The sequence below is a fragment of the Paenibacillus sp. RS8 genome (genome assembly GCF_041956825.1).
Taxonomy (GTDB): Bacteria; Bacillota; Bacilli; order Paenibacillales; family Paenibacillaceae; genus Paenibacillus_AQ.
On the sequence record NZ_CP168131.1, the window covers coordinates 2,408,394 to 2,435,083 of the forward strand.

A 26,690-nucleotide genomic window follows, 5' to 3' on the forward strand; every position below is an offset into this window, starting at 1 on the left:
TTTTTAAGAACATATAAACACCAAAAAAGCTCAGGGCGATTTACAGCCTGAGCTTTTTTTGGTGTTTATTGAGTTATGCTTCCATCTTCTGTGCCGTGTAGAGGCGGTAGTAAAGCCCCTTTTGTGCGATAAGCTCATCATGTGAGCCGCTTTCCGCAATACCTTTATTAGATACATACATAATACGGTCGCAGTTTTTTACGGTGGACAGGCGATGCGCGATAATGAACGAGGTACGTCCTTTAAGGAGCTCATTCAGACCTTTTTGCAGCAAACGCTCAGTCTTCGCATCGATCGATGAAGTGGCTTCATCTAGTATGAGAATTCTCGGATCAGCCAAAAGCGTTCTTGCGAACGAGATGAGCTGCCGCTGTCCTTGAGATAGCTTGGAGCCGCGCTCGTTGACCTCTGTCAGGTAGCCTTGATCGAATTCACGGATGAATTCATCGGCACAGACGGCTTTCGCTGCGGCGATTACTTCTTCCTCGGTGGCATCGAGTTTACCGTAACGAATATTGTCCAAGATCGTACCGGAGAAGATGAAACTATCCTGTAGCATAATTCCCATTTGGCTGCGCAGAGACTTCAGTGTAACCTGCGAGATATCCTGATCGTCGATAAGAATCTTACCGCTGGAAATATTATAGAAGCGCGAGATCAGATTGACGACCGTAGTTTTGCCTGCACCTGTTGGTCCCACCAGAGCGATGCTTTCTCCCGCTTTGATCTTAAAGGAGATATTCTCCAGAATATTGAGTCCTGGGTCATAGGCAAAGGTCACATCGTCGAAAGTGACATGGCCCTCTACAGGTCGCAGTGTCTTCGCGTCCGGAATATCACTGACGGTAACTGGTTCATCCAGCGTCTCGAAGATACGCTCAAGATAGGCAACGGCGTTGATGAAGTTATTGTACAGGTTCGAAAGATTCAGAATCGGCTGCCAGAAGCGGACAGCGTAGCTGCTCATCGCCAGAATGACACCGAGGGTCATGTCTTGTGGACTAAGTGTTAGTAGGCCTACAAGGAAAATCAATGATGTAACGATCGTAGACAAGTTGTCTACCGAGAATGGAATAAGCATGTTGTAACGTAGAGCCTTCATCCATTCTGTACGGAAATTACCCGCCAGACGTGTGAAGATTCCCTCGTTACGTTGTTCCCGGGAGAACATTTGCGTCACACCAATACCGCTGATGCTTTCTTGCAAATAGGCGTTCAGGTTGGAGCTCTTATTGGATACCGCTTGCCAAGCCCGGCGTTGCCGAGTTTTGATCAGCATCATGATGCCAAAGAATACCGGCAGTCCTGCAAGGATGACAAATGATAGACGTACGTCAACGGCGAACATGAAGGCTGCAATAAAGAGCAAATTCACGATTTCTAGAATAAAGTTGATAATACCGTTGGACAGTACATCGGAAACGGCGTTGACATAGTTTACGACCCGGATGAGAATCTTGCCCTGCGGCCGGTCGTCATAATATTTGAAGGGCAACTCTTGCAGATGCTTAAACAAATCTGTACGGATATCAAAAATAATATCCTGCCCAACACTCGTCATGATGCGTGATCGTATAGTAGCCAGATAAACACTGACCACAATGGTCAGAAGCATCAGTCCAGCCCAGCCCAGCAGCGCAAGCTTGGCTTTTGCCGGAATAGTTACGTCGATCACATGCTGCATGATCAGTGGAGCCGATAGGGATATAGCCGCTGAAAGCGCACTGAGTATAAATGCAACAATCATTGGCGTTTTCTTACGTTTGATGTATACCATCGCACGCCGGAAGTGTTTTATATTAAACGGCGATTCCAGATTCTCATCGACGTCGAATTTATTCCTTGCCACTTGCGGTCACCTGCCTTCCAATACCCTCGTTCTGCAGTTTAAACACATCGTAGTAGTAGCCCCGTTTCGCCAGTAGTTCGGCGTGGGTACCTTCTTCAACCAGCTTCCCGCCATCCAGAATGAGAATGCGGTCAGCCTGCGCGGTCGTAGATACACGCTGCGCGATAATAATCTTCGTGCAAGGGTAATCCAGCTCGCGTAGACTTTTCTGGATATGTTCCTCCGTCTCCAAATCGACAGCAGAGGTCGTATCATCCAGAATCAGGATCGGACGGCGTACGGCCAAGGCACGTGCTAAAGCGATACGCTGTTTTTGACCTCCGGATAGACCGACTCCGCGTTCCCCGACAACGGTATCATAACCTTCAGGCATTTTGGTAATGAAGTCGTGTGCGGCCGCGAGCTCGGCATAGCCTTTTGCATCTTCTTCCGGAAGATCAGGATCGCCATAGGCGATGTTTCCATCAATAGTATCAGAGAACAAGAGTACATCTTGGGTCGCCATACCAATATTATCGCGGAGCTCATCGAGCTCTAGCTTTCGGACATCAACGCCGTCGACAAGTACGCGCCCCTCGGCTACATCATAGAATCGAGGAATCAGATTGATGATTGTTGTTTTGCCTGATCCGGTCGAGCCCATGATTGCTATAGTTTCACCAGGTTCAACGGTAAAGCTAACATCGTCAAGTACGATAGCGCTGTCATATTTGAAACGAACATGATCGAACTCAATACGGCCTTCGTAACGGCGTTTAGTAGTGGATTTATGCTCATTTATAATATTTGGCTTGGCGTAATAGATATCAACAATTTTGGATAAGCTCGCAAAAAAGCGCTGAATATCGTTGATAATAATACCGATGTTGCGCATAGGGTTGGATACAGCCCAGATCAGTGACGAGAAAGCCGTGAATTCACCGAAGGTGATCCGGCCGTTCATTAGGAACAAACCACCCACCAACATAAGAATTACGTTGAAGCCCTGAGCGAAGGATTCCAGATAAGGAAAGTAATCAAGCCATACAAGGGCGGCCTTTTTGTTCGCCGTGGAATAGTTGACATTCTTCTCTGTGAATTTTTGGACCTCGAACTCCTCGCGGGCAAAAGCCTTAACCACACGGTTTCCTGAAATATTCTCCTGAGTTGTCGTGTTAAGCTGGGACAACCGCTCACGCAGGTCGATATACATAGGGCGAACGCGTTTAGCAAATATGTAAGCCACAATAAAAATGGGCGGTGACAGGATTAGCATCCACAACGTCAGCTGAGCATCTATAGTGAAAAAATAGATAACAGCGGCGATGAAGATCGTTAGCGATTCAATGATCGTTTTGAAAATCCATGCCATCGAGTGCCGAACCATATCCAGATCCCCGGTCATCTTGGTCATGAGATCGCCGGTTCGGTTATGGTCGTAATATTCTCTGTCCTGTCCTTGAATCTTGTTGTACAAAAAAATACGGATATTGTACATCATGTTTTGCGAGGACTTTTCATACTGCATGGTTGTAAAATAAGCAAGTCCTGTACGCAGTAGAGAAAATCCAATCATGCCTAGGCAGAGCATAATTAATAATTGCCGTTCTTGTGTAAGATTCTGCAGGGCATTGTCACCCGCAATAAACGTATCGACAATGCGCTGACTGATGTACGGGTTCACGATCGTAAGACTTGAGCCCACCACCGAGAGGCAGAGCGCCAGAATATACCGTGTCCGGTTCCCCTCTAAGTTCTGCCAAAGCCATTTCAGTTCGAACATCTGATCACCTGTTTCTGTTTGTTCTTTCACTCTTGCCTGAAAAGAATGAATAAATCAAGGTGATTATAACACTATCAAATGACTAAGTATCGTTTACGGAAAAATTTCCTTGTTACATTATTGTTACAAAAAAATGAACTTATTAATGATGTGAATTTTACCTTGCGTTATGAGGGTTTGCCATTCGGGCTTGGGCGTTCTAATTATGATAAACTGAAACAATGTAAAGTAATTAGGCTTGGTTTGGATAGAGACAGGAGGATGAGGAATGAGCTTTGTTGCTGTAAAAGGGGAGTACAAGCGTTACAAAATGGGTGAAAGTGTGATTGTTGCCAACGACGGAATTGATTTTGAGATAAATAAAGGTGAGTTTGCAGTGATTGTCGGTCCCAGCGGTGCAGGTAAATCGACGGTGCTTAATATTCTTGGCGGGATGGATTCTGCCGACGAAGGCCAGGTCATTGTGGACGGTACGGACATAGCCAAGTTCAGTGCCAAGGAGTTGACAGGCTACCGCCGCAATGATGTGGGTTTTGTGTTCCAGTTCTACAACTTAGTGCCGAATCTTACCACGCTAGAGAATGTTGAGCTTGCTTCTCAGATTTCCCCGCGTGCACTAGATGCGCGTAAGGTGCTGGAGGATGTGGGACTGGGCGCGCGGCTGGATAATTTTCCGGCTCAGCTGTCTGGTGGCGAGCAGCAACGTGTCGCTATTGCCAGAGCGCTAGCTAAACAGCCGAAGCTGCTCCTATGCGATGAGCCAACAGGTGCACTAGACTACAATACCGGCAAGCAAGTGCTCAAGCTGCTTCAGGATACCTGCCGCAATACAGGGACGACAGTCATTGTAATCACGCATAATCTGGCGATTGCGCCAATGGCAGACCGGGTTATTGAGATTAACAATGCTAAGGTACGGAAGATGGTAACCAATCCTTCGCCAGTATCTGTTGAAGATATCGAATGGTAAGGAGAAGTCACCTATGAAAAAGCGAGCGTTGTGGAAAGATATTTTTCGCGAAATTAGGCACACGAAAGCCCGGTTTATTTCGATATTTGCAATCATTATGCTGGGCGTTAGTTTTTTTTCCGGCATCAAGTCAGCCGGTCCAGATATGCTGGATACAGCCGGAACCTTTTACCAAGAGACGAGACTGATGGATTTGAAGGTGCAGACCAACTATGGTCTGACCGAAGAGAACATAGATCTGCTGAGTGATGTACCGGGTATCGACGAAGTTCAGCCGGGTTACAGCGCGGATGTATTCAGTGGCGATAATGCTTTGATACTCAAAGTTCATTCTTACAATTCAGATAAACCTCTTAACCAGTACAGCATAATTGAAGGTCGTCTTCCGGAGAATTCTAGAGAAATGGTATTGGATGACAAGCTGGTCGAAAAGTATGCACTAGGTGACAAGGTAACGTTCAGCGGAGCTGGAACGGATGCGGAGTTGTCGAACAACTTCGAAACCCTTGATTATACCGTAGTGGGCTTTGTGCGAAGCCCACAATTTATAGAGAAGAGTACCCGGGGCACCAGCGGAATTGGTAAAGGGACGGCGGATGCATTCGCAGCAATCCCGGAGTCAGATTTTAAGCTCCCGGTCTATACGGAAGCCTATCTATCCTTCAAGGATACAATCGGAGTGAAGGCTTATTCACCAGAGTATGAGGAATTGATCGAACAGCATACCAAGGCAGTAGAGCAGGCGCTGTCCGGCGTACCGGAAGCGCGTCTTACTGAGATGCGTGCGGAAGGTGAGAAAGAGCTGTCCAGTGGACGTGACAAGGTAGCCGCCGCCGAGCAGCAGCTCGCTGACTTAAAGCGCCAGCCAGAGGCGGTGCAGCAGGAACAAGCTACAAATATGAAAGCCATTGCGGATGGACTGGTTTCAGCCAAAGCGGAATTGGCTGCAGGGGAGCAGAAGCTTGCAGAGCTAGCACTTCCCAAGATCTATATCACTGACAGAAACGCCAATCCGGGATATGCCGAATATAAAGACAACGCTGACCGGTTGTCGGCAATTGCGAGCGCGTTCCCGGTATTCTTTTTCCTGATTGCCGCACTGGTCAGTCTGACAACCATGACCCGCATGGTCGAGGAACACCGCCTGCAGATCGGGACACTTAAAGCACTTGGGTATGGCAATCGTGACATTATGGCCAAATTCTTAGTTTATGGTACGCTTGCCAGCTTGGCGGCTTCGGTTGCAGGGCTTGCCCTCGGTTTTACCATGTTTCCGACCATTATCTATAATGCGTACAGTTCGCTTTATAATCTGCCGAATCTTATCAAAAGCTTCTATCCGTCATATTCCATCATTTCTATTATAGTGGCGCTAATCTGTACAACATTGACAGCTTGGATTGCCGCGCGGGTAGAGCTACGTAGCAACGCATCCGTATTGATGCGTCCGAAGGCGCCAAAGAGCGGGCAGCGGATTTTGCTGGAGAGAGTTACGTTTGTATGGAAACGACTGAGCTTTGTTCAAAAGGTTACCGCACGGAATTTATTCCGCTACAAGCAGCGGATGTTCATGACTGTGTTCGGCGTGGCCGGCTGTACGGCGTTGATCCTGACCGGGTTTGGTCTCAAAGACTCGATTGGCAGCATTGCACCTCAGCAGTTCGGTACGATCATGAAATATGATGCACTTGTGGCGCTGCATGAAGATGCGTCTGCGGATGCACGGGATGCCTATGAGCAATTGATCACTGGCGAGTCCAGCATAACCGGATCATTAAGTGTGGCGCAGGAAACGATGAAAGCGCACAGCAGTGGTGTAAATGATCAGGATGTGCATCTGTTCATTCCTGCATCTGTTGATGCTATATCCGATTATGTAGAGCTGCGGGATCGAGTGAGCGGAGAAAAGCGGATGCTCACAGACGAGGGAGCGATAATCTCGGAGAAGCTGGCTAAATTATACGGGCTTGAACCCGGTGACCTGTTGAGTGTGGTGGACAAGGATAACGAGACATTCAAGATTAAGGTGGCAGGGATTACAGAGAACTATGTAATGCACTATGTCTATATGACACCTGCGTATTATTCTTCCGTATTTGGACAAGAACCGGTGTTCAACACAGAGCTGCTGAACTATACCACGCACGATAAAGCATGGGAGGACAAGTTCGGCGAGAAGCTGACAGACAATGAAGGAGTGGCTGCGGTCAGCTTTTCAAGCAGCGTAGGCACTGCCTTTGACGACACCATGAAGAGTATGGACGTTGTAACCTTGGTGCTCATTGTATCGGCTGCTGCTCTTGCTTTTGTTGTCCTCTACAATTTAACTAATATCAATGTCTCTGAGCGGATCAGAGAACTATCAACCATCAAGGTATTGGGATTTTATGATAAGGAAGTAACGTTGTATATTTACCGCGAGAATTTGCTGCTAAGCTTACTCGGCATTGTTGCCGGATCGGGGCTTGGCATTATATTGCACAGCTTCGTCTTGAATACAGCTGAGCTGGATGCGACGATGTTCGCGCCGATCATCAAGTGGCCAAGCTATGTGTATGCCGCGCTGTTAACACTTCTGTTCTCAGGCATAGTCATGGCTTTCATGCACATTAAGCTCAAACGGATTCATATGATTGAGGCGTTGAAATCGGTAGAATAAGCGCAGCGTCCACACCAAAAGCAAAAGTTGATCCTACTTAAACACAAAGGACCGCATCGAACAGCCATTGTTATGGCTGTTCGATGCGGTCTCTTTTGATTTGAGAGGCGACGTAATCTTCTAACGTGAGTCGATCGATAACTCCATATGCAAGATAGGAAATGGATTACCTTGCTCATCCAGTGCAGAACGCTCAAAAACCTCAAAACCCATGTGCTCATAGAAACCTAAGGCCTGCGGATTTTGTTCATTTACATCGACGTAGTGTACGTCTAGTGTCTGTATGGCATAAGCAACGAGCGATTTACCGATGCCTTTTCCCATCGCAGCAGGTTCTACGAACAGCATTTCAATCTTGTTATCCTGAACCCCTATGAAGCCAAGGGATTGGTCATGCTCATCTATAAAAGTAAGTAGATGATTTATATGCTCCAACCCCTGTAGAACCAGTGGACGCAACGCATCAATGTCCTGTTCAGACAAAAATTGATGCGTATGCCGCACGGATGATTCCCAAATATTCAGTAGACGATATAAACATTCTTCATTTCTATTGGTGATTGGTTGTATCGAGTCCATGTCTTCCCTCGCATTTCCACTTAATTCGAAGAAGATGAAGCTGCAGCCGCAGCCGACGCAGCCGCAGCCCCAGCAAGAGCAGCCTGCTGTGCGATCACAATATTAGTGATGCTGGTGGAAAGCATCGAGGTTACAATGCCGCTTTGCACATCCTCTACATATTTGAACGCTACCAGCGCAGCTGACAGCAGTAGCAATTCCTGCTTTACAATGGACCAGCTGCCAAAGCCTTTTTTAGTACGCAGTAATTCGAAGGTCTCTGAGACTTCCGTAACCATGTCCTTATTGTTGGAGGAGAGCAAAGTAAGCACGCCCAGCGAAGAAAGGGTATATTCCTTATCTAACCGGATGCCATGTGCACGGAACGCATCTCGTAATGCCAGTACACGATCCGCTGCTTCAGAAGCTTCTTTTCCAAGAACCAGTACCTGTGTCAGAGCTTGGACACTGTTCCCCGACATAAATTCAGGTTTTAGTGTAGTGTAAAGCTGCTCCATTCGGTCGATGCCGCTGTCCACGTCGATATCGGAAAGGCCGAGCATGGCAGAGAAGATGTAATCATCATGTCCGGTAAGGAAACGGTGCTTCGCTTTCATACTATCGTAAAACATCTTTGCGCGTTCAACCGTACGCTGATACTGATCTGTTGTCGTATTAGCGGCGATTTGATAAGCGGCAACGACGAGATAATCAGAGGCTCTAAATTTGACGTCCTTCAATAAGTCATACACGGTTAGCGTGTTTGCCAGCTGTTGTTCCTTATCGGCAGAAAGAGAGAGCATAGTAGCAATACTGATTGCCGAGTTCCCCCTAAACGAAGAAAACATTCCCGTATTTTCTTTAATAAGCTCGTGGCTCGCACGAATCGCATCCTCATCTGCACTTTTATTCTCTGCTGTGTACAGTAACCCCGCCAAACGGCTAACCATTGCATTATGCCAAGGAAAAGCCTTTTTGATCCTCTGTGCGTTCTCTGCGAACAATTCAACCCTTGCTGCATACTGCTCGTTCATTGGATACACCCCTCAGTTACCTTTTATTTCATATTACTACGAAGAAATTTGGAGGAGGATTCATTTGTGGCTCAAAATCAAAATTAGTTCATAACTAGCTTTTTGGCAGACTGCTTGCCTGCAGAGAGGAGGTTGTCGCTCAATTCAGGATTATTTACAGTCCGTGCAAGAATAAGAGAGCCAACCATAGTACTGAACAGTGCGCTACCTTTGGACGTGTCGATGCCAGCCAGAGTAGAGATAAAATCAATCATCCGCTCTAGCTCCTGTGTGAATACCTGCCGAACATCCTCGGAAGAGTGGGCTAATTCGGTAGAAAGGGCAGGAATAATGCAGCCCATCTCAGTTTTGTCACGGTGATACGGACTTAAATAGTAATCAATGACCGCATTGATTTTGGGGTTCTGGTCTTCCTGATCCGCAACCTTCTGCAGAAGTGCGATGGTATCGCTGATGGCATATCGGCAGGCTTCGGCGACCAGCTGTTCTTTGTTGTCAAAATGTGAATAGAAACCTCCATGCGTCAATCCGGCTCCTTTCATAATGAAGGGAACACTTACATCATGAATTCCATGGGTGCGAAAAGCCTGGGCAGCACTTTCAACAATTTTATTCCGTACTTTTATTTTATGGCCTTTGGGATAGGGCATTGTAATCACTCCACAGCATCATAATTCTACTTCTAAAATATTATAATCATCATAATAAAGCCTGTCAATTTAGCGTTTTTGAGCACATCTAGCTTATGAAAGGCTAAACAAGGTTGTTGACGGTTTAAAAATATGATGATTATAATATATTATGGTCATAATATTTTGAGATAGATAAACAGGAGGTATCGGGAGATGAATAAACTTGAATCCGTAGAAACATTGGTCATTGGATCAGGTCCGGGAGGGTATGTGGCGGCGCTGCGATCTGCACAGCTTGGGATGAAGACGGCAATAGTTGAACGCGATCAGTTAGGTGGGGTCTGTACAAATGTTGGGTGTATTCCCTCCAAAGCATTAATTGCTGAATCCCATCGTTATGAGTTACTTAGAGCGTTCAGCTCTGCAGATGCGGCAGAGTCATTTAAGAATGCTCAGGATTTCAAGCAGGGAATTGTGAATAAGCAGGCAGGAGGAGTCAGCTATTTATTAAAGACGGCAGGTATAAACATTCTGGTAGGAGAGGCTAGATTGCTTGATGAGCATACGGCGATTATCAGTCAGTGTGGGCAGGAGCAGACTCTTTCTTTTAAAAATGTCATCCTGGCCACAGGCTCTCGTCCGATTGAGCTGCAAGCCTTTCCGGTTGGCGGACGTGTTTTGTCTTCCACAGAAGCTTTGGCGCTGCCAGAGGTTCCAACAAGCCTAGTAGTTATAGGCGGGGGATATATAGGTGTTGAACTGGGGCAAATGTATGCCAAATTCGGAACAAAAGTAACGATACTGGAGGGAGGAGAACAAGTGCTGCCTGGATTTGAGCCGGAGCTTGTGAGCCCTGTTGGAAGGCAGTTGAAAGCTGATGGGATTAAGATGATTACCGGAGCGACAGCTGTGAACGTAGTGCAGAGTGCGGATGCCATTACACTGCATTATTTAAAAAATCAGGAAGAGCAGTATGTGACAGCGGAATATGTGTTAGTCACTATAGGCCGAAAACCAAATACAGACGGCAGTTTAGGGCTGGACCGTATAGGCTTGCCAGTGACGAGCAGGGGATTGATTGAGACAGATGAACAGTGCAGAACGGCTATTCCGAATATTTTTGCAATTGGGGATATTACGTTGGGTCCTGCCCTTGCTCACAAGGCATCTTACGAAGCCAAGATTGCGGCAGAAGCTATTGCTGGTCTCTCCTCCGAGGTTGATTATAGAGCCATTCCGCTTGTTGTATTTTCTGATCCAGAGCTGGCCAGTGTTGGCTTAAGTGAAACGGAAGCAAAGTCAAAAGGAATTCCGGTCGTTATCGGCAAATCCTCCTTTGGGATTAACGGGAGAGCCTTGGCTTTGAGAGAAACTGAGGGCTTCGTCAAAATTGTAGCGGACCCGACCTCTGGAATCGTTATTGGTGCCCAAATTGTTGGAGTAGAAGCATCTACACTTGTGTCGGAGCTTGCCCTTGCTATTGAGATGGGTGCAACTGTGGAGGACTTGGCGATGACCATTCACCCTCATCCCACATTGGGAGAAGTGATTATGGAGGCTGCCGAAAATGCAGTTAGGAAAATGAGAATGGGGGAGAGTGGAAAATGAAAATAAAAACAGGTTTGTATATCGGAATTGCTATTGTGTTGATCGTTGGTGGGGCGCTTCTTGCTGTAAAAGGAAAGGATGCTGTCAGTCAGGCTGAGAGCAGGAAGCAAGGGATTCTAGATGCGGAGCAAAAGACCCTATTGTATCAGAACAGTCCAGGGTCAATTGTAGAGGTCGGTGTGGCTGTAGGTGATTCTATAAAACAGGGAGAGGTATTGTTCAAGGTTAAATCGGCTGAAGAGGGAGAAACAGATGTACTCGCGCCGGAGGACGGATCGGTCAACAGGATTATTGTAAAGCCGGGAGATCAAATACAGCAAGGAATGCCAATGGCGATTTTGCAGAAAAACAACTTTTATACAGACCTCTACATACAGGAAAGTGAAATCCAAAAGCTAGAGTTGAATCAAAGCATTAGCGTTCATTTTCCGTATTTGGAGCACCCAGCGGAGGTGACGGGTGTAATTGCTTCCATCGGAGTTGCTCCTCAATTTGCCAGCTTACGCATGTCACGCGAAAAAGGGCAAGCCGATTTAAGCATGTTTCTTGTCCGTGTAGCTATGGATGCGAATGCTGATTTGCTTCCGGGGATGACTGCGGAGGTGAAGCTCGATGAAATCACTGATTGATGAGTGGAAGTACGTAACGGGCAGTAAGTATTTACGCTTGATTTTTATCGGCCCGTTAATCGCAGCCCTGTTCTTCGGCTTGATGTTCTCAAAGAATCAAATCAGCGAATCGCATGTTGTAGTCATTGATGAGGATCACAGTTCGTATTCACGACAGCTGATCTCTAAAATAAATGCTTCTCCTTATATGAAAGTAACTAATGTGTACGCCAGTCCCCTGGATCCAGAAACATTACTGGCAAATGAGCAGGCAGTCGCGGTCATCATGCTTCCTAAAGAGTTGGAGCTGCGTCAGCAGCAGGGGTTATCAACGAATCTCGGCATATTAATGGATAATACCATGCCATCAGGTCTAACCGGCATCCGAACTGCGATTCAGGAAGTCATCCAGACGGAAAATATGACACTTTCGATGACCCGTCTGGTTCAGAAAGGAATGGACGCAGAAACTTCAAAAGGGATTATTTCTCCATTGTCCCTTCAGCAGCGGATGCTGTTTAATCCGACCACGAGTTACGTAGGTTTTATGGTGCTTGGATTTGTAAATATTGTGGTGCTGATGATTACAACAAGCGCAGCGGGTTCAATTGTCCCTCGCTTGCGTCAGGAGGGGAAACTCTTTGCAAACGGGAACTCTCCTTGGCAGATTTGGGTTCGTAGTCTACCATACGCTGTTTTGACCACTATCTCGCTGCTCCTTTGTTATGGCTTATTAAAACAGGTGGGGGGAATGCGCTTTGTAGCGGAGCCTTATCTGTTCATTCTTCCGCTGTTTGTGTATGCCTTTGCCTTGTCTCTCATGGGCCTGTTGATTGGTTATACTGCCAAAGACGTATCCAAAGTTAATTTACGAACCAATTTCGTATTGTATCCGTCATTTCTTGCTACTGGAATCCAACTGAGTCCACTTGCGTTTCCGGAGTTTTTTCAAATTTCCGCTTGGGCATTACCGATGAATTGGCTGAATCGCCTCATACGCGGGATGGCTTTTCGGAATGGGGCGCTAACAGCCTACAGTCAGGAGCTGGGGGCACTGCTGATCATTATTGGTGTTGCATCCTTATTCATTGGATTGCTGGTGCTTCGGGAGGCGAAGAAACCCGAGGTTCAGCTCTCGACATCCGTTTCAGCTTCAGTAATTTAATTTACCCTAGTCGTGCAAAACGTCGTTCTGTTTTATTAAGATGCTTCACCCGTTCTTCTAAGCTGCGATCTGACATTCCGGCATAATTATACCAACGGAGATTCTTACGTATTCCCATTTTGCGGAAGGTCCCTCTGAACAGAATCTTGGTGATGGGGTTGCCAAAAATCCAGCGATAAAAGAAGTCAGGAGTATTCATAACAGTCAGCAGGGATACTCCTTTAATATTCGGCAGTAAGCATTTGAAGGGCCGTCCAGGTTTAATTTCTTCGTAGACAATGCCTTTAGCGAATACCTTATCAAGAAAGCCTTTGGTAAGAGCGGGCATGGCTTCCCACCATATAGGGAATATGAAGACAATATGATCCGCTGCTATAAGACGCTGCTGATAATTGGCGACTAGAGGGTCGATGGTTTTCTTTTGTCGCCAAGCAGCAAGTTCTTCGCAAGACATGACTGGATTAAATTCATCGGCATGCAAATCGATAAGATCAATCGTATGGCCTTTGGTGGTAAGACCTCGCATAACGGAAGCTAGTAAGGCCGCGGAATAGCTTCGCTGATGGGGGACATTCTCGGACGCTGTTGCTCCATATGGATGATCAAAAATAATCAGGACATTCATATAAATACCTTCTTTACGATTTATTGTTTCTCGGAAATTAAATAATGACTATGGAAACAATAATACGTTTTAAGTTTCCTTGTTGTCAATATTATTTCTAGGAAACTTTATTTATGATCTGTATCTTGTTAAAATGATCATAAGATGAATTTACGAGGAGACTTAACAGTGACGCATTCTTTCGAGAACTTACCTAATAAGGATATTTTGATAAAAAAATTGATAGAAATGATTCCACAATTACAAAAGCGATTTCAATCGGAGGATGATGAAGAGAAGGAATGGTTGATTCAGAACTGTAGTAATCCCCTTATCATTGATTTCCTCAAAGACTCCACAGTCATGACCCTGCATGTAATAGATGCAATTGGACAGCTTGAACCGGTGAATGGCACTACCATTTCGAAGCATTTCGGAATTCCGAAAGGCAGCGTGTCCAAAATCACTAGAAAATTAGTTCTGCAGGAAATGATTCGCACGGAGTTTCTCCCCGATAATAAAAAAGAAGTGCTGTTTCTTACAACACCTCTTGGAAAAGAAATATTCGATTTGCATCAAGCACTACATAAGGAGATGAATAAAGGGATAAATCGGTTTCTACAAAGATATAACACAGATGAATTGTTATTTCTGATCCAAGCATTCGAGGATACTTTGGAAGCATCATGGGTTCATTCGGAATCGGTTGCTGAAGAAGAACCATTAAATGCTGGAGAATCTCTTGAGGCAATGGAAATCGATGAAATGAGTCAAATCGTAGACATGCTTAACCAACTGGATACACGCAATCTTAAGAAAGCTAAGGCCATTCTTCAAGATGTATTTTTCACCTCATTTGAGTAGCTTCATAATTTGCGATAATGGCTTATTTTCTTTTCACCCTTCCACAATTGCTCTAAAAGCATGGCCAGTATAGTGCCGACAAGCAGACCATTACTGCAAATATATCGAAATGTGGAAGGAAGACTCTGAAATACCGCTGGAGGTAAAAACATAAGTCCGATGCTCACCAACAACGTTATTCCTAGTATCGTTAATCGGCGATGATCAAGCTGTTCCTGTAGCAAGGATTGGAATGCAATCCCTATAATTTGTACAAAAGTAGCTAGAAGTGCTGCACTGGCTACTGGCGCTGGAAGTAACGCTAGCACATTGACAACGGACGGCATAAGCGCGATAACGGTTAGTAACATACAGGCCATAAGAAATGGCCGAATTCGCTTTTGCCCCGTTAATTTCATAAAGCCCGCCGAGGCTGGCAATGGAACAACGCCTATCGTTGAGAATAGGGCGGCTAGTATATGAGAGATCCCTCCTGTCCAAATCCCTCTACTTAATGCTGTTTTTTCATCTTTCGGTAAAACCGGAACTACTTGTTTTACAGCGGAAATAGAAGAAATTGTATTGGATACTAACAAAAACGTAAACAACAGTGAGGTAATCACGATCCCTAGATCGAATTGAGGTACTCCCCAAGCAAAAATTTGAGGGAACTTCAAGACGGGATTTGAATCTGTAAATGTTGGGCCCACTTTCCCCAATGCTGCAAATAATGCCGAACCCAAGCCGATTCCAATCAGTACGGCGTAACTACTAATCCATCCTCTTCCTTTAATAGAGAGAATAATAACAAGTCCAAAAATAAAAAAGGATATGAGTGCTGCCATAACATCTGGTTCGGCGCTTGTTCCCTGTAACCCAAGCATGCCTTTGACTAATACACCGCTTAATTGCAAGGCGAGAATGAATAAAAATGAACCCGAAACTAAGGGTGTGAATAAAAATTGAAGCCTATAAACTAGCCCTGTAGTTCCTAATACGAAGAGAAGAAGACCGGCTACGATTAATCCTCCTTCTAGAATTTGTAATGTATACATTTGATCTTGCCCTTGAATGAAGGCTAAGTTGCCTAATATGACAAAGATACTTACCCATGATCCCGCAGGACCATCTGCAATAGGGTATTTATGTCCTAACCATCCCTGAATAAATGAACTGATTCCTACAACGAAAAATGTCCGCTGCATTAAAGTTGAAATTTGTTCAAACGACAATTGAAAAATACCTCCAATGACAATGGGCAGAGCCACTGCATTGGCTAGCAAAAAAATGAACCATTGTACAGTGCTGAGACTATCAGTAACACGTTTGTTCTCCATATCAACTCACCTTTACTATTGTTAACTATACAATCTATACGGAAAAAGAAAGCCACCTTTCGATGTGAAATCGTTAAAAGGTGGCTGGCTCGCTTCTTAATCTATTACCATTTGCGATATGGCAAAAACTTTCCGTTCATCGTCAGAATGATGCGGTCACCGTTCGGATCTTCTTGCTTTTGTACGTCGAATTGGAAATCGATTGCGCTCATGATACCTTCGCCAAGCTTCTCCAAAACAAGTTCTCTAATCGTTGGACCGTATACAAGCAGCATTTCGTATAGGCGATACAATCCTGGATCTGTAGGCGGCATATCGATGACATCGCCACGGTGTGGGATTTGTGTGAGCGCTTGAACGACTTGTTCGTCGAGTTCAAGCAATTCCCCCATTTTATCTGCTTCATTACGTGTCATTGTTGCTTGACCCAACAGTGCAGTTACAACCCAGCTCTCTGAATGCTCGCTTTCCTTTGCGATTTCGCCCCAAGTTAATCCTTTTGCAAATTTAGCGTCCAATATCTGTTGTGTCGCTTCTTTTCTATTCATATTTCATTGCTCCCTTTAGTTTAGTATAATGAGTATCGCTTAGTGCTTGTCGTGGCCTGTTATTTGTTTATTTGTTCATATCCATTTACAATCAGATCGAGTTTACCAGTGTCTGGTGCTATCACCAGACCATGAACAGCTACCTCTTTCGGAATGAGCGGATGATTACGCACCAGATCTATGTTTCCTTTAATCGAATCTACGACATTCGTAAAGCCGAACAACCATTTATGAAGATCGATACCTGCATATTCAAGTGAAGAAAGAATTTCTGGTGTAGCGACTCCGCGATCCATTATTTTTTGAAGTGTTCCTTCTGGGTTACTTTGACTCATGCCACAATTGTGGTGACCGATGATATAAATTTCTTCCGCATTCAGTTCGTAGACAGCCGTTACGATACTGCGCATGATGCTTCCAAATGCATGGGTAATTGTTCCACCTGCTGTTTTGATGACTTTGGCATCCCCATTGTGTATATTTAGGGCTTTAGGCAGCAGCTCAATAAGTCGAGCATCCATGCACGTTACGACAATCATGCGTTTTTTAGGGAATTTCGTTCCCTCATAAGGTAGATACTCCTTGTCTTCTACGAACTGATCGTTATACTCCAAAATTTCTTGTAATAGCATTCTTGGGCCTCCTTTGAAGTGTTTTAGTTATCACTGTTTCAATGGCTACTAACTAGTGAATCAGGATATAACTAAGTATAGATATTCATGCTTAAATGCTGAATAAGTTGGCGAAACGCTATATGTCCGTTTGCTTTCATGACGAAAGGATTGATTTTTATTTTTGATCATATCGATTTTGCGATACTAGCATTACTAAAAGAAAACTCTAGAATTCAGTGGAAGGACATTGGCCAAAAGATACATATGACCGGCCAAGCGGTCGGAAATCGCATTAGGCGTTTAGAAGATTTGGGGGTTATCGAGCAATATACGATCGTTACTAATAAAGCAAAGCTAGGTCTGTCTATCACAGCCTTTATTACATTTTTTGTGGAATCAGCCAATCATCCTTTATTCCAGAAGTTCGTGATGGCAGAGGATGCTATTACCGAAGTGCATCGAATTAGCGGAGAAGGATGTTATGTGTTAACTGGACATTTTGCTTCTAACGAGGAGCTTGAGGCATTTCTGGCTCAACTTTTGAATCATGGGAATTACCGAGTGAGCCTATCCATCGGAAAAATAAAATCTTAATCCATACAAAAAAAAGAGGGGCGTAGACCCCTCTTTTCTTTGTCCAATTTATAATTTTTGAAAATGATGTAAGAGATTCTCTATTCTATCCTGAATCATTTGTTTCAAGGCTTCAGGCTTCACTGCTCTAACATATTGACCATAACGCATGAAATAATTAGCTAGAAATTCTTCTTCGCCTTGATTATAGAATCCCTTTATGATTGTTTTCGGGCCAGCTTCTATTTTCATAGAGGGATAATGCTCTTTATAAAAAATATCTTTGGCTTGCTCCGCAATCTCAACTTCAAAGTGAATACTGTGCTCGGATTGATAAAATTCTAAGGAACGACTAAGAAGTTCTTCTATAGAATAGCGGGCTGTGCCTTCCTCTTCTTCGATGAAGGTTATTCGATCACATCTAAACACCCTATAGGTATTCGTATTTAACTCTATTCCAGTAGCATACCATTGACCAAACTTCGCGGAAATTCTGAAGAATTGTACAGGGTAGCTTTTTGTCTGGTTATTTTTTGTGTATTCAATGTTACAGGCACATTCATTTAGAATACTTGCTAGAATTTTATCTAAAAAACGACTGACATGCTTATGCTGATACATTTCGAATTGTAGAACTCTTTTCATTTTATGAATCTGCTCGATTTGTATATTTGAAAGACAGTGCTCGAACTTTTCGTTTAGCTTGTTAACACTTAAATGAAAAGGTGTAGATTGATAAGATTCTAGCGTCAGCATAGCAAAGTACAGTGCATACACTTCATCTATCGTGAAAATAATAGGGGATAACAATCTATTTTTTAAAATACCATAACGTCCGTGTCTGCCGTGTTCTGAATAAATAGGCATCCCTAATTGTTCTAATGAAGTAATATCACGCAGCGCTGTACTTTTTGAAATATTGTATTTCTCCATAAGGTCACTTAGATTAAAAAACTCTCGCCCGTTAAAGTATCTCATCATGTCATTTAATCGTTCTGATTTCTTCATAATAAAAAGCCCCTTTTTAAGGTGTCATGTTTTGATACCTTTTTATATGATAATAAGTTCAAGGTCACATATCAAATCAACAAAGGAGATTTATAACATGAGTACAACACTAGAAGTAGCTATTTTCTTATCGATGAACGGAAGCGCAAAGGAAGCTATAGAATTTTACAAAAAGCATTTTAATGCAGAGGAATTGTTACGTGTTACCTATCAACAACTCGCAGAACGTGACAGCTCCATACAGCTTACGGATGAAAATAAGGAGTATATTACTCACTCTGTTTTGTTAATCGGCAGAACCAAACTAATGATCGCAGAAGAAACCATGAATCCGAGTGAAGCATATAGAGTGGGGAATAATACTTCATTATGTATCCAAAGTGCTGATGTAGAGGAAATTGAACACTTCTATAGTAGCTTAATCACAGATGCTCGAGTAAAAGTCATAGTTCCCTTATCTAGCAATGTATTTAGCAAAGCCTATGGGATTATTGAAGACCCATTCGGTATTCAAATTCAATTAATGTTTGATGAAAGATTACATTAACCCGAGGACGCTTTTTGCATTGAAAGTAAAACAAGTTCACTATCCAGCTGACCATAATTCAGGAATTGTCCTGATATTGGTCAGCTTTTTTCATTCATTTGCTGTTGTTCTTTCTGAAAAAGCATTGAATTTTTATGCATAAAGATGTATAGTATTTTTTAATTAACGTTAATTAAGTAAGGGTGTGAATGTCTTGACCAGAAACAAGCTGAAAGAAGTGGCGATGAGACTATTCGGAGAGAAGGGGTACGAGGGTACAGCCCTCTCTGAAATTGCTAAGGAAGTAGGCGTGAAGACTCCGGCGATCTATGCCTTTTTTGAGAATAAAGAGGATTTGTTTATGACGGTCTTTCGTGAGGCGATGTTGTCTTATAACACTTATATTCAGGAGCTGTCGGAAGAACAGAAAGTACTGAGTGCGCAGGAAAGTCTACGTGGGATTTTAGACAGACAATATCAATTTTATCAACAGAGTCCTGAAGCAGGCAAAATTGTACTGAGATATGTGGTCTTCCCGCCGGCATTCTTGAAGGAGACGATTGAGGAAGCATTCCTAGAGTCGGATGCGATGCTGACGAAGATTATTGAACAATTCATCTCGAAAGGGATGGAAGAGGGTGTAATTCGCGACCAATCCGTGGAGCTTCTCGTCGATGCTTTTCTCAACTTGATGGATGGTTTAAGCATGCAATACTTCTATTACACTTCTAAGGGAATATATGAGCGTAAGCTGAACCATGCGTTTGAAATGTATTGGAAGGGTGCGTCCTCATAGAGCTACAGAAGAAGATAACAACAGGGGGATGGGGAGAATGGCAGAAGTAAGTGAAGTAAAGGGAAACGAGCTTAGCTCGGGGGATTTTGAGAGAGAGCCGGTTCCAGCGCATTTGCGTAAAAAATGGCTGTCTATGTCTCTCGTCTGGATCGCCATCGGAATTGACCTATCAGCGATGTTCCTGGGTGCTCAGCTTGGCAATGGAATGAATCTGACGGATTCACTCACAGCAACAATAATCGGTTCGTTAATCCTTGGGGTGATCGGAGCGTTATGTGCGTATGTAGGGGCGAAAACAGGGTTATCGACATCGATGATCTCTAGGTTTCTATTCGGAAATATGGGTGCACGTGTCGTAGCGGTTATCCTCGGTATTTTCTCACTCGGTTGGTTCGGGGTGCAGGTCGGGTTCTTCGCTTCAAATATGCAGACTGCTTTTAGTCAATTATGGGATATCCATTTGTCCTTAGGGGTGCTTTCATTCATAGGCGGGCTTTTGATGATGTCGACAGCTATTTGGGGCTATCAATCTATTGAACGACTAAGCACCTGGTCCGTACCGTTGCTTATTTTGTTTATCGGAGTGGCTATTTATTCCGCGTTCCACACCAAAGGAGCCTCAGCCGTTTGGGAGCCGATTAGCGGAGCAGCGATCCCGATGGGAACAGCGATCTCGCTTGTTATTGGTATCTTTATTGTCGGCACGGTGCTTTCACCGGATATCGCTCGTTGGGCGCGCACACCAAAGCATGCTATAACCGCGGCCTTTATCGGCTTCTTTGTGGGTAACAGCTTCATGACGATTGTAGCTATTTTCCTATCTCGAATCATGGACACAGATGATCTGACGAATATTTTCATTGCGTTAGGACTTGGGCTTCCAGCTATTATCGTCTTAACCCTTGCCCAATGGACGACAAACACGAACAATTTATATTCTGCTTCGCTAGGGTTCTCTGTCGTGTTCCAAAAGGTTCCGAAAAAGCTAATTACTATTGTGGCAGGTATCTTTGCTACGTTGCTTGCCGTACTTGGCATCTATGATAAGTTTTTATCTTTCCTAAATATTATTACGGTGTTTGTCTCTCCAATCGGGGGGATCTACACGTCCGAATTTTTGCTTGTAGATCGAAAAAAATTCACTTTTGATGGTCTGGACCGCAATAAAAACTGGGTGATTCGCTCCTTAGCGGTATGGGTCGCAGCTACGTTATTCGCTTTTATGACCACCGCAGCGCCAGATGGATTCGGGTGGTTCCAAATCACAAGCGTACCGGCATTGGATGCATTTCTGTTCGCCTTTATAGTGCAATGGATTGTCGGAAAAATCATGACCAAGAAGGGATAACATCATGAGAATGAACAAACTAACAGAATTAAATGAGCAAGCGGTACAATATATTGCTGTGGGTGCAGCCGTTCTTGGAACAGGCGGGGGCGGTGATCCGCATTTCGGTAAATTAATGGCGAAGGAAGCTATTCGTAAGCATGGCCCTGTTCGTGTGATCAGTCCTGAGGATCTGGAAGACGACGCTTTGGTTGTTCCTATATCCATGATCGGTGCACCAACAGTCATGAATGAGAAGATTCCTTCGATTCAGCAAATGATCAAGCCTTTGGATATGATTGAAAAAGAGCTTGGACGCAAAGTGAGCGCCATTATGCCGATTGAGGTTGGCGGCGGTAACTCCCTAGTTCCTGTAATTACGGCAGCGGAACGCAACATTCCTATCGTGGATGCGGATGCTATGGGACGGGCTTTTCCTGAATCGCAAATGGTGACGTTCTACTTGGACGGTATTGACTGCAGTCCGATTACGATGGCAGATGAACGCGGCAACGGAGTACTAATGCATGCGATCGACGGTGTCTGGGAAGAGCGGATGGCACGTGCGGTCACGATTCAAATGGGTGGGTCGGCTTCGATCTGTGATTATCCGGTAACTGGAGCGCAAGTAAAGCAAAGTGCAATTCCGCATACCTTGACGCTTGCGTATGAAATCGGAAAAACATTGTTCGAGTCCAAGGAATTGAAGCAGAATCCAATTGAAATGCTGCTGAAGCAGCTGAATGGATATGCGTTGTTCCAGGGAAAGGCAGTAGACATTCGCCGTCGTACAGAAGGCGGATTTACACGCGGTGAAGCGATCTTCGAAGGTACAGATGCTAAAAAGGGACGTTCGATGACTTTGTTCTTCCAGAATGAGTTCCTTCTTGCCACAGAAGATGGACATTCAATTGCTATTACTCCTGACCTGATCTCCGTGCTTGACCAGGATACCGGTATGCCAATCACGACTGAGAATTTGAAATACGGTGCTAGGGTAAGTGTGGTTGGTTTCCCTTGTGATCCGAAATGGCGTACAGCTAAGGGGCTTGAGACGGTAGGTCCGCAATATTTTGGCTATGATGCACCTTATGTTCCAATTGAACAATTGGCAACATCGAAAGGGGGAGCTGAGTAATGTCTAATACGAATGTAAATAACATGGAAGAAATATACCGCATCGGGATCGATGTCGGCGGCACAAATACGGATGCAGCCTTACTCGATTCGAAATTAAATACAATTCATACTATAAAAGTGCATACTACACGTGACGTCAATGAGGGTATTAGCGAATCGATTCGCCGCTTGCTTGAAGAGAGCAAAGTGAATCCAGCGCAGATTCGTTATGCGATGCTTGGCACTACACACTGCACGAATGCTATTGTGGAGCGCAAGCACCTCGGTAGAGTAGGCTTGATTCGGATCGGGGCACCAGCGACAACTTCGGTTCCTCCCCTCGCGGATTGGGACGATACGCTGAAAGCGAAGATTGGTTCCCATGCATATGTTGTTCACGGTGGTTATGAATATGATGGTCGAACCATTGTTGAGCTGGACGAAAATGAGGTTATCGATTGCTTAACAAAGATGAAGGGAAATGTCGAAGCGGTTGCGATTTGCGGTGTATTCTCTCCAGTGAACACCTCACAAGAGAAACGCGTGGAAGAACTTGCGAAGCAAGTTCTTGGAGCAGATATGCCGGTGACATTGTCTCATGAGATTGGAAGTATTGGACTGCTTGAGCGTGAGAATGCCTCACTACTGAACGGCGCTTTACTGAACGTTATTGCCGGCGTTGTAAAGGGCTTTGAAGAGGCGCTTCAGGCCTTTGGTATTAAAGCTAGCGTGTATATTTGTCAGAACGATGGAACGTTAATGTACAGTTCATATGCGCTTCGTTACCCGATTCTAACGATTGCTTGCGGGCCGACGAATTCCATTCGGGGTGCAGCTCACTTATCAGGCTTGAACGATGCGCTCGTTGTTGATATCGGGGGGACAACGACGGATATTGGTGTTCTCACACAAGGATTCCCGCGTCAATCCTCTGCCGCTGTTGAGATTGGCGGAATTCGTACGAATTTCCGCATGCCGGATATTTTATCCATCGGGATCGGCGGCGGTACTATCGTTCGCTTGGATGAAGCGCAGGATCAGGTAACGGTGGGGCCAGATAGCGTGGGTTACGAGCTGTTGAAGCGCGGTCTTATCTTCGGCGGCGATACGCTCACAGCAACTGATGTGGCGGTTAAGCTTGGACGATATGAGTGGAAAGATGCGCAGACAGAGAAGCTTAATGAATCGATCTGCCGAAGAGCGGATGAGATCATTACGCGAGATATTGAGGATGCGATTGATCGGATGAAGACAAGCTCGGACCCTGTTGACGTTATCCTAGTCGGCGGTGGGAGCATTCTTGTAGCCGATCAGCTTGAGGGTGTAGCACGGATCGTAAGACCCGATCACTATGATGCAGCAAATGCGATTGGTGCGGCATTAGGTGAGGTTAGTGGTGAGACGGAGCGAATTTATTCGCTGGATGAGATGTCTTATGACGAAGCCAAGGAAGATGCTCGCAACCATGCGATAGAGCAAGCCGTTCTGGCCGGTGCAGATCGCAAGACTGTACAGATTGTGTTGTCTGAGGATATACCGATTGCTTACTTGCCAGGCAATGCCTTGCTGGTAAAAGTGAAAGCCGCAGGACGTTTATAAGAGGAATACGGATCTGCCTTGAGGAGTGAACGCTCTTCGAGGCAGATTTTTTTTGCAGAAAGGGTATTTAGAATACCTGTCGAAGTGGGTTATGTACATATTTTAACGATGGGAGAGAGGACAATGAAAGTGATTAGCACATTAGAAATCGTAGATGTACAGACAGGGGAACGAACTGCGCTCCGCTCGTTTGATTCTTTAATTGAGGCACCCAATTGGACGAGCGATGGTAAGCGCCTTATTTATAATAGTCAAGGTTGTCTTTATTCGTTCGACATTGCAACCTGTGAGTATGATCGATTGGATTCGGGATTTGCAACGGATTGTAATAACGATCATGTGCTGTCTTTTGACAACACTAAGATCGCAATAAGTCATCATACAAAAGAAGATGGTAAATCTCGTATATACATCCTTCCTATAGAGGGTGGCGAGCCGGTTCTAATTACACCGAATGCACCAAGCTATTTACACGGCTGGTCTCCAAATGGTGCTGAATTGGCTTACTGTGCTGAGCGCAATGGTCAGTATGATATTTATACCATTCCAGTAGACGGTGGAGTTGAGGTACAACTGACGGATTCTCCTGGGCTGGATGATGGGCCTGAATATTCACCAGATGGGGGACATATATGGTTCAACTCGGTGCGTACAGGGCTGATGCAGATATGGCGTATGAATGCCGATGGCACTGAGCAAACACAGATGACTTTTGATGAGAGTAATAACTGGTTCCCGCATGTATCGCCAGATGGTCAGACGATTGCCTACCTGAGTTACCGCAAAGGAGATGTAGATCCTGGCGATCACCCTGCAAATAAGGATGTTGAGATTCGATTGATGGCAAGCACAGGAGGAGATTATCGCACACTAGTACAATTGTTTGGAGGACAAGGTACGATTAACGTGAATTCGTGGTCTCCGGATAGTAAGCACTTGGCGTTTATAAGTTATGTGGTGGAGGAATAGGAATAAAATACCGATAAAAATTATAGTGTTTTTATTTATATATAAATGGGGGAAAAGTTGGATGAAGAGGATTTTTAGTTTTTTGCTAATTGTATTACTGGTTATACCCGCGCTCGGCACTACAACCTTTGCGAGTAATACGGTGAAGGCTAAGGTGACTGAGAGCAGTACATATTTTAACGGAGAGAAAAAGGCTCTGAACGGGTTCAATATCTCGAACAATAATTATTTCAGACTGCGTGATGTAGCGGAGTATTTCTCGGGAACAGCCAGTCAATTTGATGTCACTTGGAACAAAACAAACAATGCGATAGAGATCATAACCGGGCAAGCTTATACGCCTGAAAAGAAAGCTAGCAGCAACTATTATAGTCGCAGTAGGACTTATTCAGCCACGCTGTCGACCTCTAAAGTGCTAGTGAATGGGCAGCTACAGTCGATTACGGCGTACAATATTGACGAGAATAACTATGTTCAGCTGCGAGATTTGGCGGGGAAGATTCCATTCGATATCGAATATGACGTTCAGTCTGATCGAATATCCTTGTTCTCCAAAGTTCCGGATCACGCTTACCGGGTGAAGACGGCGGTGGAAACCGAAAGTAACGCTGTATCTTCTTATTTTCCCAGATGGAAAAGCACAGTCTCTTCCTATCTGGTGAAAAATAATGATGGGACTGTAAGTGTTTTGGAGGCGAAAAAGGAAGTTACGATTGAATCGTATAATGAGAAGTTCGAACTAACGGGAAACAAAAGTATTCCTTTGGAGCTTCCGATATTTGGGGGCTTCTATAGCGGCGAGAACTATAACTACATTGCTTTTGGACAAGAGAACCGTGAAGAGAATGATAGCAAAGAAGTCATTCGTATTGTCCGTTATGATAAAAGCTTTAACAGAATCGATAGTGTCTCCATAAAGGGTGGGGAGAGTTATACAGTCAGCCCTTTTGATGCAGGCTCCGGTAGTATGGCTGAAGCTGGTGATACGCTGGTATTCCACACCTCACGTACTAGATACACGACAGAAGATAAACTAAATCATCAATCCCAGCTCACCATTATCGTGAACACCAAAACTATGACTGTGACGAATGATCTAGGAAGATTCCAGAAGAATCATGTCAGTCACTCGTTTGATCAGTATGTATTGTTTGATGGTGCCACGCATGTTCTAGTGGATCATGGTGACGCGTATCCCCGTTCGATTGTTCTGAATAAAGGAGATGGAACCAGCTATAACGAGGTAGACCTGTTCAATATCCCCGGCAAAATCGGAGCGAACGCTACTGGTGTTTCTATAGGCGGATTCGAGATGTCTTCGGCGAACTATATTGTCGCTATGAATACGATTGATCACTCGCTTGTCAAAGACTATACGTCTTATGAGATGGTGGGACTGGAGAAGGACCAGAGAGATATCGTTCTTAGCGTACTGCCAAAAGCTAACCTGTCTAGCACAGCAGTGAACCACATCACCTTGGCTAAATATGTAGGTACGACCAAGATTGCATCCATTCCACAACTGGTGAAAATAACTGACGACAAGCTAATGGTGCTGTGGCAGGAATTTGATATGGAGAATCACCCGGGTGATCTGAAATATGTTCTTATAAATGGAGAGGGAGCAGCTACTGGCAGCATCCAAACGATTAAGAATTTTACACTATCCGAATGCAGCCCTATGGTTAGCGGTGATAAAATTGTATGGTATGCCAACAACAAGGGCTCCAGAGTGTTCTATTCGATCCCATTAAATTAAATTAAATTACCAGCAAAAGGTTATCCCGTTAATGCCTACATGAGGTATTACGGATAACCTTTTTTTTCTGCCAAACTCATATGCCGTTTCCCTATCGATATGCTCGTTTACAAAGACGTGCTAACAATTGTACCCCTGATCATCTAACAAAAAGACACCCGTGTAAACCTCAGACTTCTCACTCCAACAATATGACTCCCCATCGCTAACACCTGTCTGTTTC

At 44.6% G+C, this 26,690-nt stretch carries 24 protein-coding genes; 14 read left to right on the forward strand and 10 right to left on the reverse strand.

Features of this window, described 5'->3' with window-relative positions:
- Positions 1-73: 73 nt before the first annotated feature.
- Positions 74-1,849, reverse strand: a complete 1,776-nt coding sequence (locus tag ACDZ28_RS12115; protein ID WP_375104783.1) for an ABC transporter ATP-binding protein — start codon at positions 1,847-1,849, stop codon at positions 74-76.
- Positions 1,836-3,641: an ABC transporter ATP-binding protein gene (locus ACDZ28_RS12120; protein WP_231574028.1), complete on the reverse strand. Its 1,806-nt coding sequence runs from the start codon at positions 3,639-3,641 to the stop codon at positions 1,836-1,838. Before ACDZ28_RS12120 ends, ACDZ28_RS12115 begins: the two co-directional genes overlap by 14 nt.
- A 238-nt stretch (positions 3,642-3,879) precedes the next feature.
- Between ACDZ28_RS12120 and ACDZ28_RS12125 the strand changes: the two genes are divergently transcribed.
- Together ACDZ28_RS12125 and ACDZ28_RS12130 are read left to right on the forward strand one after the other, a co-directional pair.
- Entirely contained in the window at positions 3,880-4,581 is a 702-nt protein-coding gene (locus ACDZ28_RS12125) for an ABC transporter ATP-binding protein (protein WP_042124149.1), read from the forward strand.
- Positions 4,582-4,594: 13 nt separating this feature from the next.
- Positions 4,595-7,240, forward strand: coding sequence for an FtsX-like permease family protein (locus ACDZ28_RS12130; protein WP_375104784.1), 2,646 nt, complete (start codon positions 4,595-4,597; stop codon positions 7,238-7,240).
- A gap of 120 nt (positions 7,241-7,360) precedes the next feature.
- Here ACDZ28_RS12130 and ACDZ28_RS12135 read toward each other — a convergent pair whose 3' ends face one another.
- The 3 genes from ACDZ28_RS12135 to ACDZ28_RS12145 form a co-directional block, all read right to left on the reverse strand.
- Positions 7,361-7,819, reverse strand: coding sequence for a GNAT family N-acetyltransferase (locus ACDZ28_RS12135; protein ID WP_375104785.1), 459 nt, complete (start codon positions 7,817-7,819; stop codon positions 7,361-7,363).
- Between the two features lie 20 nt (positions 7,820-7,839).
- Positions 7,840-8,832, reverse strand: coding sequence for a DUF4003 family protein (locus tag ACDZ28_RS12140; protein ID WP_076300281.1), 993 nt, complete (start codon positions 8,830-8,832; stop codon positions 7,840-7,842).
- 83 nt (positions 8,833-8,915) lie between these two features.
- Positions 8,916-9,482, reverse strand: a complete 567-nt coding sequence (locus tag ACDZ28_RS12145) for a TetR/AcrR family transcriptional regulator (protein ID WP_042124157.1) — start codon at positions 9,480-9,482, stop codon at positions 8,916-8,918.
- Positions 9,483-9,677: 195 nt separating this feature from the next.
- Between ACDZ28_RS12145 and lpdA the strand changes: the two genes are divergently transcribed.
- Genes lpdA through ACDZ28_RS12160 form a run of 3 tightly spaced genes read left to right on the forward strand, consistent with a single transcriptional unit; the run spans position 9,678 to position 12,845 of the window.
- A complete protein-coding gene (lpdA, locus tag ACDZ28_RS12150; protein WP_375104786.1) occupies positions 9,678-11,072 on the forward strand; it encodes a dihydrolipoyl dehydrogenase in 1,395 nt (464 codons plus the stop codon).
- Positions 11,069-11,701 (forward strand): HlyD family efflux transporter periplasmic adaptor subunit, encoded by a 633-nt coding sequence (locus tag ACDZ28_RS12155; protein ID WP_375104787.1) that lies wholly within the window; start codon positions 11,069-11,071, stop codon positions 11,699-11,701. The genes lpdA and ACDZ28_RS12155 overlap by 4 nt, the downstream gene beginning before the upstream one ends.
- On the forward strand, positions 11,685-12,845 hold the full coding sequence (locus tag ACDZ28_RS12160) for an ABC transporter permease (protein WP_042124163.1): 1,161 nt from the start codon (positions 11,685-11,687) through the stop codon (positions 12,843-12,845). The genes ACDZ28_RS12155 and ACDZ28_RS12160 overlap by 17 nt, the downstream gene beginning before the upstream one ends.
- A gap of 1 nt (position 12,846) precedes the next feature.
- On the opposite strand, the gene ACDZ28_RS12165 is transcribed toward ACDZ28_RS12160, so the two are convergent.
- On the reverse strand, positions 12,847-13,470 hold the full coding sequence (locus ACDZ28_RS12165) for an NAD(P)H-dependent oxidoreductase (RefSeq protein WP_042124164.1): 624 nt from the start codon (positions 13,468-13,470) through the stop codon (positions 12,847-12,849).
- A gap of 168 nt (positions 13,471-13,638) precedes the next feature.
- Here ACDZ28_RS12165 and ACDZ28_RS12170 point away from each other — a divergent pair, with 168 nt between their 5' ends.
- A complete protein-coding gene (locus ACDZ28_RS12170; protein ID WP_231574029.1) occupies positions 13,639-14,313 on the forward strand; it encodes a MarR family transcriptional regulator in 675 nt (224 codons plus the stop codon).
- Between the two features lie 2 nt (positions 14,314-14,315).
- Here ACDZ28_RS12170 and ACDZ28_RS12175 read toward each other — a convergent pair whose 3' ends face one another.
- The 3 genes from ACDZ28_RS12175 to ACDZ28_RS12185 form a co-directional block, all read right to left on the reverse strand.
- Entirely contained in the window at positions 14,316-15,629 is a 1,314-nt protein-coding gene (locus ACDZ28_RS12175) for a purine/pyrimidine permease (RefSeq protein WP_375104788.1), read from the reverse strand.
- 104 nt (positions 15,630-15,733) lie between these two features.
- Positions 15,734-16,177, reverse strand: coding sequence for a cyanase (cynS, locus tag ACDZ28_RS12180; RefSeq protein WP_042124170.1), 444 nt, complete (start codon positions 16,175-16,177; stop codon positions 15,734-15,736).
- Between the two features lie 59 nt (positions 16,178-16,236).
- Positions 16,237-16,809, reverse strand: a complete 573-nt coding sequence (locus ACDZ28_RS12185; RefSeq protein WP_375104789.1) for a beta-class carbonic anhydrase — start codon at positions 16,807-16,809, stop codon at positions 16,237-16,239.
- A 138-nt stretch (positions 16,810-16,947) separates the two neighbouring features.
- On the opposite strand from ACDZ28_RS12185, the gene ACDZ28_RS12190 reads away from it, so the two are divergent.
- Entirely contained in the window at positions 16,948-17,385 is a 438-nt protein-coding gene (locus tag ACDZ28_RS12190) for an Lrp/AsnC family transcriptional regulator (RefSeq protein ID WP_042124175.1), read from the forward strand.
- Between the two features lie 48 nt (positions 17,386-17,433).
- Here the strand turns inward: ACDZ28_RS12190 and ACDZ28_RS12195 are convergent, their stop codons facing one another.
- A complete protein-coding gene (locus ACDZ28_RS12195) occupies positions 17,434-18,372 on the reverse strand; it encodes a helix-turn-helix transcriptional regulator (protein WP_375104790.1) in 939 nt (312 codons plus the stop codon).
- A 97-nt stretch (positions 18,373-18,469) separates the two neighbouring features.
- On the opposite strand from ACDZ28_RS12195, the gene ACDZ28_RS12200 reads away from it, so the two are divergent.
- The 7 genes from ACDZ28_RS12200 (at position 18,470) to ACDZ28_RS12230 (ending at position 26,467) form a co-directional block, all read left to right on the forward strand.
- On the forward strand, positions 18,470-18,919 hold the full coding sequence (locus ACDZ28_RS12200) for a VOC family protein (RefSeq protein WP_042124178.1): 450 nt from the start codon (positions 18,470-18,472) through the stop codon (positions 18,917-18,919).
- Between the two features lie 184 nt (positions 18,920-19,103).
- Positions 19,104-19,694 carry a TetR/AcrR family transcriptional regulator gene (locus ACDZ28_RS12205; protein WP_231574030.1) on the forward strand — a complete coding sequence of 197 codons (591 nt, stop codon included), beginning with the start codon at positions 19,104-19,106 and terminating at the stop codon, positions 19,692-19,694.
- A 37-nt stretch (positions 19,695-19,731) separates the two neighbouring features.
- Entirely contained in the window at positions 19,732-21,042 is a 1,311-nt protein-coding gene (locus ACDZ28_RS12210; RefSeq protein ID WP_375104791.1) for a cytosine permease, read from the forward strand.
- A 4-nt stretch (positions 21,043-21,046) separates the two neighbouring features.
- A complete protein-coding gene (locus tag ACDZ28_RS12215; protein ID WP_375104792.1) occupies positions 21,047-22,159 on the forward strand; it encodes a DUF917 domain-containing protein in 1,113 nt (370 codons plus the stop codon).
- Positions 22,159-23,739, forward strand: coding sequence for an ROK family protein (locus ACDZ28_RS12220; protein WP_375104793.1), 1,581 nt, complete (start codon positions 22,159-22,161; stop codon positions 23,737-23,739). Before ACDZ28_RS12215 ends, ACDZ28_RS12220 begins: the two co-directional genes overlap by 1 nt.
- 123 nt (positions 23,740-23,862) lie before the next feature.
- Complete coding sequence (locus tag ACDZ28_RS12225) at positions 23,863-24,708, forward strand: TolB family protein (protein WP_375104794.1); 846 nt, start codon at positions 23,863-23,865, stop codon at positions 24,706-24,708.
- Positions 24,709-24,769: 61 nt separating this feature from the next.
- A complete protein-coding gene (locus tag ACDZ28_RS12230) occupies positions 24,770-26,467 on the forward strand; it encodes a hypothetical protein (protein ID WP_375104795.1) in 1,698 nt (565 codons plus the stop codon).
- Positions 26,468-26,690: the final 223 nt, after the last annotated feature.

Excerpts from the sequence above, each read along its gene's own strand:
- ACDZ28_RS12125 (WP_042124149.1), top strand. The coding sequence starts at position 3,880 with ATGAGCTTTGTTGCTGTAAAAGGGGAGTACAAGCGTTACAAAATGGGT.
- ACDZ28_RS12130 (WP_375104784.1), top strand. The coding sequence starts at position 4,595 with ATGAAAAAGCGAGCGTTGTGGAAAGATATTTTTCGCGAAATTAGGCAC.
- ACDZ28_RS12135 (WP_375104785.1), bottom strand. The coding sequence starts at position 7,819 with ATGGACTCGATACAACCAATCACCAATAGAAATGAAGAATGTTTATAT.
- ACDZ28_RS12140 (WP_076300281.1), bottom strand. The coding sequence starts at position 8,832 with ATGAACGAGCAGTATGCAGCAAGGGTTGAATTGTTCGCAGAGAACGCA.
- ACDZ28_RS12145 (WP_042124157.1), bottom strand. The coding sequence starts at position 9,482 with ATGCCCTATCCCAAAGGCCATAAAATAAAAGTACGGAATAAAATTGTT.
- lpdA (WP_375104786.1), top strand. The coding sequence starts at position 9,678 with ATGAATAAACTTGAATCCGTAGAAACATTGGTCATTGGATCAGGTCCG.
- ACDZ28_RS12155 (WP_375104787.1), top strand. The coding sequence starts at position 11,069 with ATGAAAATAAAAACAGGTTTGTATATCGGAATTGCTATTGTGTTGATC.
- ACDZ28_RS12160 (WP_042124163.1), top strand. The coding sequence starts at position 11,685 with ATGAAATCACTGATTGATGAGTGGAAGTACGTAACGGGCAGTAAGTAT.
- ACDZ28_RS12165 (WP_042124164.1), bottom strand. The coding sequence starts at position 13,470 with ATGAATGTCCTGATTATTTTTGATCATCCATATGGAGCAACAGCGTCC.
- ACDZ28_RS12175 (WP_375104788.1), bottom strand. The coding sequence starts at position 15,629 with ATGGAGAACAAACGTGTTACTGATAGTCTCAGCACTGTACAATGGTTC.
- cynS (WP_042124170.1), bottom strand. The coding sequence starts at position 16,177 with ATGAATAGAAAAGAAGCGACACAACAGATATTGGACGCTAAATTTGCA.
- ACDZ28_RS12185 (WP_375104789.1), bottom strand. The coding sequence starts at position 16,809 with ATGCTATTACAAGAAATTTTGGAGTATAACGATCAGTTCGTAGAAGAC.
- ACDZ28_RS12190 (WP_042124175.1), top strand. The coding sequence starts at position 16,948 with ATGACGAAAGGATTGATTTTTATTTTTGATCATATCGATTTTGCGATA.
- ACDZ28_RS12195 (WP_375104790.1), bottom strand. The coding sequence starts at position 18,372 with ATGAAGAAATCAGAACGATTAAATGACATGATGAGATACTTTAACGGG.
- ACDZ28_RS12200 (WP_042124178.1), top strand. The coding sequence starts at position 18,470 with ATGAGTACAACACTAGAAGTAGCTATTTTCTTATCGATGAACGGAAGC.
- ACDZ28_RS12210 (WP_375104791.1), top strand. The coding sequence starts at position 19,732 with ATGGCAGAAGTAAGTGAAGTAAAGGGAAACGAGCTTAGCTCGGGGGAT.
- ACDZ28_RS12215 (WP_375104792.1), top strand. The coding sequence starts at position 21,047 with ATGAGAATGAACAAACTAACAGAATTAAATGAGCAAGCGGTACAATAT.
- ACDZ28_RS12220 (WP_375104793.1), top strand. The coding sequence starts at position 22,159 with ATGTCTAATACGAATGTAAATAACATGGAAGAAATATACCGCATCGGG.
- ACDZ28_RS12225 (WP_375104794.1), top strand. The coding sequence starts at position 23,863 with ATGAAAGTGATTAGCACATTAGAAATCGTAGATGTACAGACAGGGGAA.
- ACDZ28_RS12230 (WP_375104795.1), top strand. The coding sequence starts at position 24,770 with ATGAAGAGGATTTTTAGTTTTTTGCTAATTGTATTACTGGTTATACCC.